Annotated in this window: 10 protein-coding genes and 1 tRNA gene; 8 read left to right on the forward strand and 3 right to left on the reverse strand. The window is 70.1% G+C overall.

From position 1 onward, the window contains the following. Positions 1 to 41 precede the first annotated feature (41 nt). The 7 genes from ON26_RS06060 (at position 42) to ON26_RS06090 (ending at position 11598) form a co-directional block, all read left to right on the forward strand. A tRNA-Arg gene (locus ON26_RS06060) sits at positions 42 to 115 on the forward strand. A gap of 144 nt (positions 116 to 259) precedes the next feature. Continuing rightward, positions 260 to 2311 carry a bifunctional copper resistance protein CopD/cytochrome c oxidase assembly protein gene (locus ON26_RS06065; RefSeq protein WP_040794971.1) on the forward strand — a complete coding sequence of 684 codons (2052 nt, stop codon included), beginning with the start codon at positions 260 to 262 and terminating at the stop codon, positions 2309 to 2311. After that, positions 2308 to 3270 (forward strand): serine/threonine dehydratase, encoded by a 963-nt coding sequence (locus ON26_RS06070; RefSeq protein ID WP_245545743.1) that lies wholly within the window; start codon positions 2308 to 2310, stop codon positions 3268 to 3270. Before ON26_RS06065 ends, ON26_RS06070 begins: the two co-directional genes overlap by 4 nt. Before the next feature lie 97 nt (positions 3271 to 3367). After that, positions 3368 to 5044 (forward strand): energy-dependent translational throttle protein EttA, encoded by a 1677-nt coding sequence (gene ettA, locus ON26_RS06075; protein ID WP_040794972.1) that lies wholly within the window; start codon positions 3368 to 3370, stop codon positions 5042 to 5044. A gap of 373 nt (positions 5045 to 5417) precedes the next feature. Continuing rightward, entirely contained in the window at positions 5418 to 10325 is a 4908-nt protein-coding gene (locus ON26_RS06080) for an NAD-glutamate dehydrogenase (protein WP_040794973.1), read from the forward strand. A gap of 185 nt (positions 10326 to 10510) precedes the next feature. Continuing rightward, positions 10511 to 10936, forward strand: coding sequence for an acyl-CoA thioesterase (locus ON26_RS06085; RefSeq protein ID WP_051026741.1), 426 nt, complete (start codon positions 10511 to 10513; stop codon positions 10934 to 10936). Next, positions 10933 to 11598, forward strand: coding sequence for a DUF8185 domain-containing protein (locus ON26_RS06090; protein WP_040794975.1), 666 nt, complete (start codon positions 10933 to 10935; stop codon positions 11596 to 11598). Before ON26_RS06085 ends, ON26_RS06090 begins: the two co-directional genes overlap by 4 nt. 256 nt (positions 11599 to 11854) lie before the next feature. On the opposite strand, the gene ON26_RS06095 is transcribed toward ON26_RS06090, so the two are convergent. Together ON26_RS06095 and ON26_RS06100 are read right to left on the reverse strand one after the other, a co-directional pair. Further along, positions 11855 to 12163 carry an AzlD domain-containing protein gene (locus ON26_RS06095; RefSeq protein ID WP_040794976.1) on the reverse strand — a complete coding sequence of 103 codons (309 nt, stop codon included), beginning with the start codon at positions 12161 to 12163 and terminating at the stop codon, positions 11855 to 11857. Beyond that, positions 12163 to 12921 carry an AzlC family ABC transporter permease gene (locus tag ON26_RS06100; RefSeq protein WP_040794977.1) on the reverse strand — a complete coding sequence of 253 codons (759 nt, stop codon included), beginning with the start codon at positions 12919 to 12921 and terminating at the stop codon, positions 12163 to 12165. The genes ON26_RS06095 and ON26_RS06100 overlap by 1 nt, the downstream gene beginning before the upstream one ends. A 146-nt stretch (positions 12922 to 13067) precedes the next feature. Here ON26_RS06100 and ON26_RS06105 point away from each other — a divergent pair, with 146 nt between their 5' ends. Beyond that, positions 13068 to 13673 (forward strand): helix-turn-helix domain-containing protein, encoded by a 606-nt coding sequence (locus ON26_RS06105; RefSeq protein ID WP_083883772.1) that lies wholly within the window; start codon positions 13068 to 13070, stop codon positions 13671 to 13673. A gap of 46 nt (positions 13674 to 13719) precedes the next feature. Here the strand turns inward: ON26_RS06105 and ON26_RS06110 are convergent, their stop codons facing one another. Next, complete coding sequence (locus ON26_RS06110) at positions 13720 to 14445, reverse strand: HNH endonuclease (RefSeq protein ID WP_174375371.1); 726 nt, start codon at positions 14443 to 14445, stop codon at positions 13720 to 13722. Positions 14446 to 14515 lie beyond the last annotated feature (70 nt).

Below are 14515 nucleotides of genomic sequence, written 5' to 3' on the forward strand. Positions count from 1 at the left end.
CGGTGGACACCACGGCCGTGGTCGGTCATGGTGGACGCACTGCCTCCGTAGCTCAGTTGGATAGAGCAAGGGCCTTCTAATCCCTAGGTCGCAGGTTCGATTCCTGCCGGGGGCGCAACGACGCGCCGGTGCACAGGGCGCACCGGTCTTCCTCTGCGTACCCCTGGTGCGCCGCAAACAAACAAAATTCTTTCTTCGGGCACCGCGACAGCCAAACCCGGCCAGGTGTGGCCCCGCTCATCCCACTACGCTCAGTCGTATGTCCTCATCCCCGGAGCCGGTCGAAACCATCGCGGCGCGGGATACCGCGCCGAGTGCGGCCGGCCGCTTCGCCGCTGTGACGGTGGTGTACGGGGCGGTGGCCGCGGTGACGGCGGCGCTGGTCGTCGGGCTGTCGGCGGCCCAGGCATTGAGCCTGCTCGGCATCCCCGACCCCGGCACGCTGACCACCTACGGACTGCCCGCCGTCCGTGCGCTGGCCGATCTGGCCGCCGCGCTGACCGTGGGCTCGCTGCTGTTCGCCGCGTTCCTGGTCCCGCCGCAGGGCAACGGGCTGCTCGATGCGGGCGGCTACCGCGCCGTGCGGATGGCGTCGAACTTCGCGCTGACATGGGCGTGCTGCGCGGCACTGCTGGTGCCGCTGACCGTCTCGGACACGACCGGCAGGCCGGTCGCGCAGATCTGGCGCCCGGAGGAACTCTGGCGGGCCGTCGGGCAGATCGATGTCGCGCAGGCGTGGCGCACCACCGTCGTGCTCGCGCTGATCGTCGCGATCGGAGCGCGGCTGGCCCTGCGCTGGGGCTGGACGCCGATCCTGCTCGGCGGCTCGATCCTCGCCATGTTGCCGCTGGCCCTGACCGGACACTCCTCGTCGGGCGGCTCCCACGACGTGGCCACCAACAGCCTGATCCTGCACCTGGTCGCGGTTTCGGTCTGGGTGGGCGGGCTGTTCGCGGTGCTCGCCTACGCGTTGCGCGGCGGGATCCACACCGCGCTCGCCGCCCGCCGGTTCTCGCTGACCGCCACCGTCGCGTTCGTGGTCGTCGCCCTCAGCGGCGTGATCAACTCCTGGGTACGCCTGCCCTTCTCGGAACTGTTCACCAGTACCTACGGGCGGCTGATCCTGGTCAAGGCGCTGGCGCTGATCGTGCTCGGCGTGCTGGGCTGGTTCCAGCGCCGCGCCGCACTGCCCGCTCTCGACGCGAACCCGCGTGATCGGGGCGCTCTGATCCGGTTCGCCGGTATCGAGGTGCTGATCTTCGCGGCCACCATGGGACTGGCGGTGGGCCTCGGCCGGACTCCGCCCCCGCCGCCCGGTTCGGTGCCGACCCCGGCCGAGGTGGAGCTCGGCTACGACCTCGCCGGTCCGCCCACGGTGGCCAGGATGCTGTTCGACTGGCGCTTCGATCTGATCTTCGGCACGCTCGCGATCGTGCTGGCCGTGCTGTATCTGATCGGCGTGCGCCGGTTGCACAAGCGTGGCGACGCCTGGCCGGTGGGGCGCACCATCGCCTGGCTGGCGGCGTGCGCGCTGCTGCTGGTCACGACCTCCTCGGGCATCGGCCGGTACGCACCCGCCATGTTCAGCGTGCACATGATGCAGCACATGTCGCTGTCGATGCTGGCGCCGATCCTGTTCGCGCTCGGCGGCGCGGTCACGCTGGCGTTGCGGGCGCTGCCGCCCGCCGGTCGCGGTGCACCGCCCGGGCCGCGGGAATGGATCCTGCAGGCGGTGCACAACCCGGTCGCGCGAGTGCTGACCCATCCGATCGTGGCCTCGGTGATCTTCATCGTCGGCTTCTACGCGCTCTACATGGGCGGCATCTACGACTCGATCGTCGACTCGCACGCCGCGCACCTGTTCATGAATCTGCACTTCCTGATCAGCGGGTATCTCTTCTACTGGGTGGTGATCGGCATCGATCCCAAGCCGCGCCAGGTGGAGCCGCTGACCAAACTCGGCATGGTCTTCGGCTCCCTGCCCTTCCACGCCTTCTTCGGCGTCGCGCTGATGAGCATGTCCACGGTGATGGGCGGCTGGTTCTTCCGCGGCCTCGCCCTGGACTGGCACACCGACCTGCTCGGCGATCAGCGCACCGGCGGCAGCCTGGCCTGGGCCAGCGGCGAGGTGCCGCTGGTGGTGGTCATGCTGGCGCTGCTCATCCAGTGGTCGCGCAGCGACCAGCGCGCGGCCAAGCGCTTCGACCGCGCGGCCGATCGCGACGACGACGCCGAGCTCGCCGCCTACAACGCCATGTACGCCGAACTGGCCCGGCAGGACGCCGCGGGCAAGCGCGAGGGCAGCTCTTGACCGAGCTCGACCCCTCGCCGGCCTCCGGCGGACCCGATCGGCCGATGCGCTCGGATGTGCGCGCCGCCCGGCGCAGATCGGCCGGCCGGATCAGGAAGACCCCGGTGCTGCACACCTCGGTGGCGGGCCCGAACGGGCCGGTGCCGGTCTCCTTGAAGCTGGAATATCTCCAGCACGCCGGCACGTTCAAAGTACGGGGCGCGCTGAACGCGATGCTCGCCGCCGACAGCGCCGATCAGGTGGTGATCGCCTCCTCCGGCAATTCCGGCATCGCCGTCGCGCTGGTCGCGGCCTGGCTCGGCAAGACCTGCACGGTGGTCGTGCCCGAATCCGCGCCGCACACCAAGGTCGCGGCCATGTGGTCGCACGGGGCGGAGGTGCTCTGGTCGGGCACCACCTACCGCGAGGCCGAACTGCACGCCGGGGAGCTGGCCGCCGAGCGCTCGGCGCTGCTGCTGCATGCCTACGACCAGTCCGACCTGGTGGCCGGTTCGGGCGTGCTCGGCCTGGAGCTCGAGGAACAGGTGCGCGGCAGGCCGCCGGTGCTGGCGGCGGTGGGCGGCGGTGCCCTGGTCGCCGGGCTGGCCGCCGCCTACGGGCGCAGGCAGCGTGTGATCGGCGTGGAGCCGGCGAGCATGCCGGCTCTCCAGGCGGCGCTGAATGCCGAGGCGCCGGTCGACGTCGGTCCGGCGCCGGCCGGAGCCGGCACTCTCGGCGCGGGCCGGGTCGGCGCTCTCGCGCTGCGGCTGGCCCGCCACTACGATGTGTCCGCACTGCTGGTCACCGACGACGCGATCGCCACCGCGCGCGAGTACCTGTGGCGTGAGTTCCGTATCGTGGTGGAACCGGCGGGTGCGGCCGCGCTGGCCGCCGTGCAGAGTGGCGCCTACGTCCCGGCGGGCGGTGAGCGGCCGGTCGTGGTGCTCTGCGGGGCGAACACCGACACCACCGGACTGTGACGCCCCCGGCGGACCCGAGTGGACCGGCTCGCCGCCGCGTCCGCCCTGCCCGCCTCTACTTTCGTTCCCCTGTTCCCTGACCGATAGGCTTGCGTATATGGCTGAGTTCATTTATCAGATGAAGAAGGTTCGGAAGGCTCACGGCGACAAAGTCGTGCTCGACGATGTCTACTTGAACTTCCTTCCCGGCGCCAAGATCGGCGTCGTCGGTCCGAACGGCGCCGGTAAATCCAGCGTCCTGAAGATCATGGCCGGACTGGACCAGCCGAACAACGGCGAGGCCTTCCTCGCCCCCGGCGCCACGGTCGGCATCCTGCAGCAGGAGCCGCCGCTGAACGAGGAGAAGACCGTTCGCGGCAATGTCGAGGAAGGCCTCGGCGAGGTCAAGGTCAAGCTGGACCGTTTCAACGAGATCGCCGAACTCATGGCCACCGACTACTCCGACGAGCTGATGGAGGAGATGGGCAAGCTCCAGGAGTACCTCGACCACGCCGACGCGTGGGATGTGGACTCCCAGCTGGAGCAGGCCATGGACGCGCTGCGTTGCCCGCCGCCGGACGCGCCGGTGACCAACCTCTCCGGTGGTGAGCGCCGCCGCGTCGCGCTGTGCAAGCTGCTGCTGAGCAAGCCGGACCTGCTGCTGCTCGACGAGCCGACCAACCACCTCGACGCCGAGTCGGTGCTCTGGCTCGAACAGCACCTGGCCCAGTACCCGGGCGCCGTGCTCGCCGTCACCCACGACCGGTACTTCCTCGACAATGTCGCGGGCTGGATCCTCGAGCTCGACCGCGGCCGCGCCTACCCCTACGAGGGCAACTACTCCACCTACCTGGAGAAGAAGGCCGAGCGCCTCGAGGTGCAGGGCAAGAAGGACCAGAAGCTGCAGAAGCGGCTCAAGGAAGAGCTCGCCTGGGTCCGTTCCGGCGCCAAGGCCCGCCAGGCCAAGAACAAGGCGCGGCTGGGTCGCTACGAGGAGATGGCGGCCGAGGCGGAGAAGATGCGCAAGCTCGACTTCGAGGAGATCCAGATCCCCGCGGGCCCGCGCCTGGGCAATGTGGTGGTCGAGGTGGAGCACCTGGACAAGGGCTTCGGTGACCGTCAGCTGATCAAGGATCTGTCGTTCACCCTGCCGCGCAACGGCATCGTCGGCGTGATCGGCCCCAACGGTGTCGGCAAGACGACGCTGTTCAAGACCATCGTCGGTCTCGAGCAGCCCGACAGCGGCACGGTCAAGGTCGGCGACACGGTCAAGCTCAGCTATGTCGACCAGAACCGCGCCGGCATCGACCCGAAGAAGACGGTCTGGCAGGTCGTCTCCGACGGCTTGGACTACATCGAGGTCGGTCAGCAGGAAATGCCCTCGCGCGCCTACGTTTCCGCGTTCGGCTTCAAGGGCCCGGATCAGCAGAAGCCCGCGGGCGTGCTCTCCGGCGGTGAGCGCAACCGCCTGAACCTGGCACTGACGCTGAAGCAGGGCGGCAACCTGATCCTGCTCGACGAGCCGACCAACGACCTCGACGTCGAGACGCTGAGTTCGCTGGAGAACGCGCTGGAGAACTTCCCCGGCTGCGCCGTGGTCATCTCCCACGACCGCTGGTTCCTGGACCGCACCTGCACCCACATCCTCGCCTGGGAGGGCGACGACGACAATTCGGCCAAGTGGTTCTGGTTCGAGGGCAACTTCGAGGCATACGAGGCGAACAAGATCGAGCGCCTGGGCCAGGAGGCGGCGCGTCCGCATCGGGTGACCTACCGCAAGCTGACCCGCGACTGATCCCGGTGCGGGCCCCGGCGACGCCGTGACGCGGTGTCGCGGCGGCTCGTGCGCGGGTACTCCCGTCCAGGGGGCGAGACGGCAAAACCGTCTCGCCCCCTTCTGTTTTCGCGTGTAAGACACATTCCCGGATGGAAGTGGCTAAGGTGGGCCGCGTGCATGCGCAGGCGCGTTCCGGTGCCCCGGCAGTCCTCATCGCGATCGCGTCGACGTGAGGTAACCCCGGGTCCGATCGGGGGCTGTGCCGGAAGCCTCGAAACCCGGCGTTTCGGTGGCGGGACCGTAATCCGCTGCCGTGCGCGCGCGGCACAGCTACCCTTCGGACTGCGTCACTTTGTTGCGGAAGTCTGATCCGAGGGAGTTGGCGAATAAAATGACGGTCTCGTCCGAATTGTCCGGTGCGGCCTGGGCCGCGAGTTTGCCGCAGTCGCTGCGCGAGGGGCTGGCAAATCTCGAGCGGGCGTATTTCCGCCACGTCGACGCGGACGATGTGGACAGTGTGGTCACCGGTGTGTCGCTGATCTTCCAGCGCCACCTGGAACTGGCGGCGACGCGTCCGGTGGGCCGCGCGCTGATCCGGGTCCACCATCCCGAGGACGGGTCGGGCATCGGCGCTGCGGTGCAGGTGGTCACCGACGACATGTCGCTGCTCGTCGACTCCATCACCGCCTCGGTGAGCCGGGCGGGCGCGAGCATCACCGAGGTCATCCACCCCATCTTCGAGGTCGAACGCGATGCGAGCGGCCTGCTGCTGGCCGCCGCCGCGTACGGGGTCGAGGGCAGATCCGGCCTGGGCGCGCACGGGGGAGCCGACCTGCGCCGCGAGTCGTGGATCCACGTCCAGCTACATCCCTCCACCGATCGCGCGGTGCTCGACAAGCTCGCGGACACGCTGCGCGATGTGGTCGCCGACGTGCGTCAGGTCGTCGACGACCGCGGCGCCATCGAACGGGCGCAGAGCGCGCTCGCCGACGAACTGGACCGGCTCGCCGCGGCGGGCGGCGGCCCGTTCCTGGCCAGGGATCTCACCGACACCGCGGCGCTGTTGCGCTGGCTGGCCGGCGGCTATTTCACCGTGCTCGGCTACGCGCGCTACCGGCTGCACACCGTCGGCGGTCGCACGGTCACCGACCTGGTCGACGAGACCTGCCTTGGCGTGCTGCGCCCGGGCGTCGGCACCGATTTCCGGGTGCCGGTCAACGGCCCCGACCGGCCGCTGCTGATGCTGACCCAGGGCCTGGTGCCGGCCACCGTGCACCGCTCGGTGTACCCGTATTTCGTCGGCGTCGCCGATGTCGACGCGACCGGCGCGGTCGTCGGCGAGCACCTGTTCATCGGCGTGTTCACGGTGACCGCGGTGCACGAGAACGTGCTCGACATCCCGGTGATCTCGCGCCGGGTGCGCAGTGCGATCGAGCGCAGCGGTTTCGAGCTGGAGTCCTACTCGGGGCAGGCCATGCTCGAGGTCATCCAGTCCTTCCCGCGCACCGAGCTGTTCTCCTCCGACGTCCAGACCATGCGCCGCACCGCCGAGGCGGTGCTGAATGTCGGTCTGCGACGGCAGGTTCGGCTGTTCCTGCGCGCGGACACCCACGGCAGGTTCGTGGCCTGCCTGGTGTACCTGCCGCGCGACCGCTACACCACCCACGTGCGTCTGAGCATGCAGAAGATCCTGGTGCGCGAGCTGGGCGGCGAGTCCATCGACTACTCCGCCCGGGTCAGCGAAAGCGATCTGGCCAGTGTGTATTTCACCGTCCGGATGCCCGGCGCGGAATCCGGCGGTCCGGATCGCGCGGCGATCCTGGCCCGGACCTCCGACGACAAGCGCAAGCACATCGAGAACCTGCTCTCGGAGACCAGCCGCACCTGGGCCGACCACCTCATCGAGCTGGCAGGCGTCGCGCCCACGCTGGATCCCGAAGTGGTGCAGGAATATTCGACCGGCTTCCCGGAGTCCTACAAGCAGGACTTCTCGCCCGCCCGCGGGCTGCGCGATATCGCCCGGCTGGAGCGGCTGACCGAGGGCGCCATCGACCAGCACCTCTACCGGCTTCCCGACGCCGAGCCCGGCGCGTGGCGGTTCGCGCTGGCGTTGTCCGGCTCGGGCATCTCGCTGAGCCAGGTGCTCCCGGTGCTGCAGAGTCTGGGGGTGGAGGTCGTCGACGAGCGGCCCTATCGGGTACGCGTGGAACCGGAACGCTGGATCTACGACTTCGGTGTGCTGGCCCGTCCCGACCTGCTGCGCAATGCGCTCGACAGCGATCTCGACGCCGAACTGCTGGAGTCGGCCGCGGGCGAGGGCAGCGGGCTGCGACAGCGGTTCGTCGACGCCGTCGAGGCGATGTGGTACGGCCGTGCCGAAGCCGACGGCCTCAACGAACTGGTCCTGCGCGCCCGGCTGCCGTGGCGCTCGGTCGCCATGCTGCGGACCTACGCGAAATACCTGCAGCAGGCGGGATTCCCGTACTCGCAGACCAATATCGCGCGCGTGCTGCTGGCCCACCCCGATATCGCCGCACTGCTGGCCGACCTGTTCGCCGCCCGCTTCGATCCCGGCACCTGCTCGGCCGAGCGTGCCGCCGACCGCGAGGCCGAACTGGGCAAGCGCATCGATCAGGTGGTCAGCCTCGACGCCGACCGCATCCTGCGCGCCATCCTCGGGCTGATCAGGGCCACCCTGCGCACCAACTTCTACACGACCGATACCGACGGCGCCGCCCGCGGCTACATCTCGGTGAAGGTCGAACCGCGTGAGATCGCCGAGTTGCCCAAGCCCAAGCCGCAATTCGAGATCTTCGTCTACTCCCCGCGGGTGGAGGGCGTGCACCTGCGCTTCGGTTCGGTGGCGCGCGGCGGCCTGCGCTGGTCGGACCGGCTCGAGGACTTCCGCACCGAGATCCTCGGCCTGGTGAAGGCGCAGGCGGTGAAGAACGCGGTCATCGTCCCGGTCGGCGCCAAGGGCGGCTTCGTGGTCAAGCAGCCGCCGCAGGCCACCGGCGACGCGGCCGCCGACCGCCAGGCGCTGACCGCCGAGGGGGTGGAGTGCTACCGCACCTTCATCTCCGGCCTGCTCGATCTCACCGACAATGTCGACCTGGCCACCGGCGCGGTGGTGCCGCCCGCGCGGGTGGTGCGCTACGACGGCGACGACACCTACCTGGTGGTCGCCGCCGACAAGGGCACCGCCAGCTTCTCCGACATCGCGAACGCCGTGGCGATCGACTACGGCTTCTGGCTGGGCGACGCCTTCGCCTCGGGCGGCTCGGCGGGCTACGACCACAAGGCGATGGGCATCACCGCGCGCGGCGCGTGGGAGAGCGTCAAGCGGCACTTCCGCGAGATGGGGATCGACACCCAGAGCGAAGATTTCACCGTGGTCGGCGTCGGCGATATGAGCGGCGACGTGTTCGGCAACGGCATGCTGCTGTCCGAGCACATCCGCCTGGTCGCCGCCTTCGACCATCGCCACATCTTCCTGGATCCGGATCCCGATGCGGCCCGGTCCTATCGCGAACGGCAGCGGCTGTTCGCACTGCCGCGCTCGAGCTGGGCCGACTACGACCGCTCGTTGATCAGCGAAGGCGGCGGCGTCTGGGATCGCACCGTGAAATCGGTGCCGATCAGCGCGCAGGCGCGGGCGGCGCTCGGCCTGCCCGATGGCGTGACCGCACTCTCGCCGCCGGAACTGGTGCGCGCGATCCTGCTCGCACCGGCGCAACTGCTGTGGAACGGCGGCATCGGCACCTACATCAAGGCCTCGACCGAGACCAATGCCGAGGTGGGCGACAAGTCCAACGACCCGGTCCGGGTCGACGGCAAGGATCTGCGCGTCGCGGTGATCGGCGAGGGCGGCAATCTGGGCGCGACCGCCCGCGGACGGATCGAGTTCTGCCGCGCAGGCGGGAAGATGAACACCGACGCGCTGGACAACTCCGCCGGCGTGGACTGCTCCGACCACGAGGTCAATATCAAGGTGCTGCTCGACGGCGTGGTCAGCGCCGGACTGCTGCCCGCGGCCGAGCGCAACCCGCTGCTGGCCTCGATGACAGACGAGGTCGCCGAGATGGTGTTGCGCGACAACGTCTCCCAGAACTACCTGATGGGCCTGGCGCGGTTCGAGGCGCCACGTATGACGAACGTGAACACCCGCCTGATCGCCGATCTCGAGGAACGGCGCGGGCTCGACCGCGAACTCGAGGCGCTGCCCTCGGAGGCGGAGATGAAGCGCCGCGCGGCCGCGGGCGAGGGGCTGGTCTCCCCGGAGCTGGCGAATCTGATGGCGCACGTGAAGCTTTCGCTCAAGGCCGATCTGCTCGAGACCGACCTGCCCGATCAGCCCTATTTCGCCGCGCGGCTGCCCGAGTACTTCCCGGAACCGTTGCGCGAGCGGTTCGGTGCGGCCATCAAGCGGCACCGGCTGCGCCGCGAGATCGTCACCACCGTGCTGGTGAACGAGATGGTCGATTACGGCGGCATCAGCTACGCCTTCCGGCTCAACGAGGAGAGCGGCGCCTCGGCCACCGACGCCGTGCGCGCGTTCACCGCGGCGCGGGAGATCTTCGGCCTCGGCGAGGTGTGGGAGCGGATTCGTTCGGCCGACATCCCGGTCGCGGTGCGCGATTCCCTGGAGTTCGAGACCAAACGCACCCTGGACCGGGCCTCCCGGTGGCTGCTCAACAACCGGCCGCAGCCCATCGCGGTGGGCGCGGAGATCAACCGGTACCGGGAGGGCGTGCGGGCCTACGCGCCGAAGGTGTCCACCTGGTTGCGCGGCCACCACATCCTCAACATCACCGAGCAGGCCGACGAGCTGGTCTCGCGCGGGGCGCCCAGGGATCTGGCCGTCGATGTCTACAGCCTGCTCAACCAGTTCCCGTTGCTGGACATCCTCGACATCGCCGATATCACCGACCGCGACGGCGACGAGGTGGGCGCGATGTACTACGCGCTCAACGACCACCTCAAGATCGACTGGCTGCTCGCGGCGATTTCGGACCTCGAGCGCGGCGACCGCTGGCACGCGCTGGCCAGGCTCGCGGTCCGCGACGACATGTACTCCTCGCTGCGCTCGCTGACCCTCGACGTGCTGTCGGCCGGTGATCCGGAGGAGACCGCCGACGAGAAGATCCAGTACTGGGAGTCGAAGAACCAGTCCAGGCTGGGCCGCGCGCGGGCCGCGCTGGCCGAGATCTTCGAGACCGGCGCGCACGATCTGGCCGGTCTGTCGGTGGCCGCGCGGCAGGTCCGCAGCATGGTGAGCGGGGTGGGCGCCCAGTCGTAGACCTGCCGGGTCCCTTCTCGGTATATGTCACAATCGCGCGCCCCGGACCTGCGTCGGGGCGCGTGACTGTCCTACCCTTGATGGCCTAGTCCGGCCCGGTCCGCAGTTCGGGCCGGAATCGGGCTATCACGGAGGTACCGGTGACGAATGCGTCGAACGGCAATGGTCACGCGAGCGGGAGCACCCTGCTGCTGCCGAGGCGTTTCCACGCGAAGGTGGACATCCGCTGGTCCGATATGGACGTGTTCCAGCACGTCAACCACGCGCGCATGGTGACTCTCCTCGAGGAGGCGCGCATTCCGTGGCTGTTCGAGGACGGCAGGCCCACCGCCCCACTGCGGGAGGGTTGTGTCCTGGTCGACTTACATGTGCGTTATCGCGGCCAGTTACGCCATGAGGACACTCCGCTCGATATCGCCATGTGGATCGAGCGGCTGCGCGCGGTGGACTTCACCGTCGGCTACGAGGTGCGCGCCGCGGGCGCGGCGCCCGACTCGCCCGCCGCGGTCGTCGCCTCCACCCAGATCGCCGCGTTCGACATCAAAACCCAGCGCCTGCGCCGGATCGCCCCCGCCGAGCGCGACTACCTGGCGGAGTGGATGGACAAGTGAGCGGGCAGTCGGTGCTGCACGTCGCCGATCCCGCCGAACGCGCGAACCTGTCCACCTTCCTCGGCCACGCCCTGCGCCTGGACGAAGCCGCGCCGGTGCGCCTGCGCCGCCGCGGTGACCGGCACATCTCGGCCTGGGTGACCACCGGCTTCGAAACCCTCGCCACGCGCACGGTGGCCGGTGACCTCGGTGTCGCGGACATCACCGTCGGCGCCGACCGCGTGCAGGCCGGGCTGCGCTCCGGCGGCCCCATCGACCTCGGCTACTCCATGGACTCGGCCTGGCGTACCGCGCTGCCGCCCACCGAGGGATTCGTCCATGTCGACGATGTGCCCGCGCGCACCCTGGTGGAACTCTCCGAACGCGGCGTGGCGCTGGCCAGGGAACACGGCAGCAGGCACGGGCCACCCGCGGGCCTGCTCGACCAGACGGTCCTCACCGTCTCGGCCGGGGACGCCGAGGTCGAGGTCCCCATGCGGGTCGTCTTCGCGCTGACCGCCATGGACTTCATCCCGCATTCCGGTGACCGCGCCGAATCGCCCCGCATCGCCGAGGGCGAGATCGTCCGGGTCCGGGCGACCGGCTCCTGGTTGCGCATCGACGCCCGGTACGGGTCGGTCGCACGCCGTCGCGGGGGCGGTATTCCGCTCTTCCCGAGCTGACTCGCAGGCCGCGCCGGTCATCGCCCGGCCCGTCACGACGACTGCTCACCGGGCACGTGCTCGAGGCGGGCGCCGCGATCGGGCGGGGCCGGATCCGGACGGTCTCGGCCGGCAGGCCGCCGGGTGACCGCCGAATCGCCGACGGCCTCGCAGGTGCGCACCCGTACCCGGCCGGTTGCGATGCGCTGTTCGGCCACGACCCGGGTCGGCTGGCCAGCGGGTGAGTACTGGGAGCCGGAGTCCGTCGTCTCCCGGTTCAGGGCAGGCCGGTCAGCCTGAGCAGTGCGGTGGTGCCCGCGGCGGCGAGGACGACGAGCAGCAGCGGGCTGCGTCGCCAGGCGAGCAGACCCGCGACCGCGACGCCGGCCGGCATGGCGATACCGATCTCGCCGGTGCCGAGCGGCAGTGTGGTGACCGCGGCCAGCCCGGCGAGCAGGACGACCGCGCCGATCTCGAGCAGGCGGCGGGCGTGGTCGGGGAAACGCACCCGGCTGCGCAGGGCCGGGCCTGCCCAGCGCAAGGCGTAGGTGCCTGCCGCCAAGGCGACCACACCCGCGGCAAGCATCACGACGCCTCCCGCGCGGGGTGGCCGACTCGCGGCTGTTCGCTGTCGTGCGACTGCGCGTGGCCGGCATCGGGGGCGGGAACCGACTCGCGGCGCAGCCGGAACGAGGCGTATGCCAAGCCGGTGAGGGCGAGCAGGACGGGGAGCCCGGCCGGGAGGAACGGTGAGCTGAGCAGGGCTGCGGCCGTGCCGATGGCGACCGCGCCGAAGGTGGCGCGGTCGCGCAGGGCCGGCAGGACCAGGGCCAGCAGGACGGCGGGGAAGACCGCGTCGAGGCCGAGGGCGGCGGTGTCGGGGACCAGGGTGCCCAACAGGACGCCCAGTGCGGCGCCGAGCGGCCAGACCGCGAGCACGCCGAGACCGCAGGCCCAGTACACCGCCTTGCGCCGGGCGTGGTCGGATTCGGCCAGCGCCATCGCGACGGCCTCGTCGTTCATGACGTGCACGCCGAGCAGGCGCCGCGGGCCGGTACCGACCGCGTCGGGGATGGACAAGCCGTAGGGCAGGTGCCTGGCATTGACCAGCAGCCCGGCCAGTACAGCCGCGATCGGGCTGCCGCCCGCGGCGATGATGCCGAGGAACAGGAACTCCGCGCCGCCGGCCAGGACCACGGTGCCGAGCAGGACGGGCAGCCAGGCGGGGAAACCCTGGGCCACGGCGGTCGTACCGTAGGAGACGCCGATGACGCCGACGGCCAGGCACACCGCGGCGATGCCGAGGGCGGTGTCCCGATCGAGTGTTCGCCATATCGAACGCATGTATTTTATGATGAACTCGTCCGGCTGGTCCGGTCAAATGCCGCCGGTGTATTCGCCGAGTGAGCGATGCCTGTGTGATGGTGGACTCGTCCAGGTGGAACCCGCGGCGTGACAGCGGCGGTGTTCGGTGATCGGGAGGGGCAGGAATGACCCGGAGCGAATCGAGGGCAGCGGATTCCGCGGCCGAGCCGGCAGGTGACCCCGCGGCCACGCCGCAGGCGGTCATCGCGGGATCGCTGCGGCGCGAGCGAGCGCGGGCGGGACTGTCGCTCAGCGAAGTCGCCCAGCGCGCGGGCATCGCGAAATCGACTCTCTCACAACTGGAATCCGGTAACGGCAATCCGAGCCTGGAGACCCTGTGGGCGCTGTGCGTCGCGCTGGACATGCCGTTCTCCCGGCTGCTCGACCCGCCGCGCCCGGCGGTCCAGGTGATCCGGGCAGGCGAAGGCCCGGTAGTGGCCGCCGAACGCTCGGACTACCGGGCGACACTGCTCAGCGCGGGACCGGCCAACGTCCGCCGTGACGTCTACCGCATCACCGCCGAACCCGGCCGGGCCCGCGTCTCGCAGCCGCACACGCCGGGCGTGGTGGAACACATCCTGCTCGCGGCAGGCCGGGCGCTGGTCGGGCCCACCGGCGCACCGATCGAACTCGGCCCCGGCGACTACATCGCCTACCCCGGCGATGCCGGGCACGTGTTCGAGGCGCTCGAACCGGGAACGTGGGCGACTCTGATCGTCGAGACCCCCTGACAGCCGCGAGTCGCGATCGCGTCCGACGCGGCCCCCGGCACCTCGATCAGGCAGCCCCTTCGCCGAGGTACTGCAACCACAACGGATCGAGCTCGGCCGTGGTGGACAGCAGGCGCCAGTGCGGGCCCTTGGGGGACACCAGCGGGTGGCGCAGGGTCCAGCCCAGTTCGCTGAGCAGCTTGTCGGCTTTGCGGTGATTGCACGGCGCGCAGCTGGCGACGCAGTTCTCCCAGGAATGCTCGCCGCCGCGGCTGCGCGGGACGACGTGGTCGATGGTCTCGGCCTTGCCGCCGCAGTAGCCGCACCGGTACCGGTCACGGTGCATGAGCGCGGCGCGGGTCATCGGCACTCGCGCGCGGTAGGGCACGCGGACGTAGGTGCGCAGCCGGATCACCGAGGGCACCGTGAGCTCGGCCCCGGCGGAATGCACGGTGGAGCCCTCGGGATCGTGGTGGACGGTGTCGGCCTTGTCGCAGATGAGCAGGACGATCGCCCGGCGGGCGGAGAGCGCGGTCAGCGGCTCGTAGGTGGCGTTGAGAAGCAGCACCCGGCGCTTGGACCAGTTGAGCGCGAGGGGATCGGTGCCGGTGGGCACCGGGACGAGATGGCCGTGCTCGGCACGGCGGGCAGTGTCACCGGGCTGGGATGTTCCCGGGTGATAGTCGGACAGGATGTGCAGCGGAGTAGCCCCCGACCCACGATTGTGGACGTCGGCGGGCTTCAGTTGTCGATGGGTCCTGGCCTCAGGTGATCGGCCGTGCCGCTGCTTCATTCGGTGACCCCGATTCGGTCATCTCGAGGTGGAAAGACTGCCAACAATCTGACCATGAACCCGGGGCGTT

It is taken from the genome of Nocardia higoensis NBRC 100133 (assembly GCF_000308595.1).
Lineage (GTDB): Bacteria > Actinomycetota > Actinomycetes > Mycobacteriales > Mycobacteriaceae > Nocardia > Nocardia higoensis.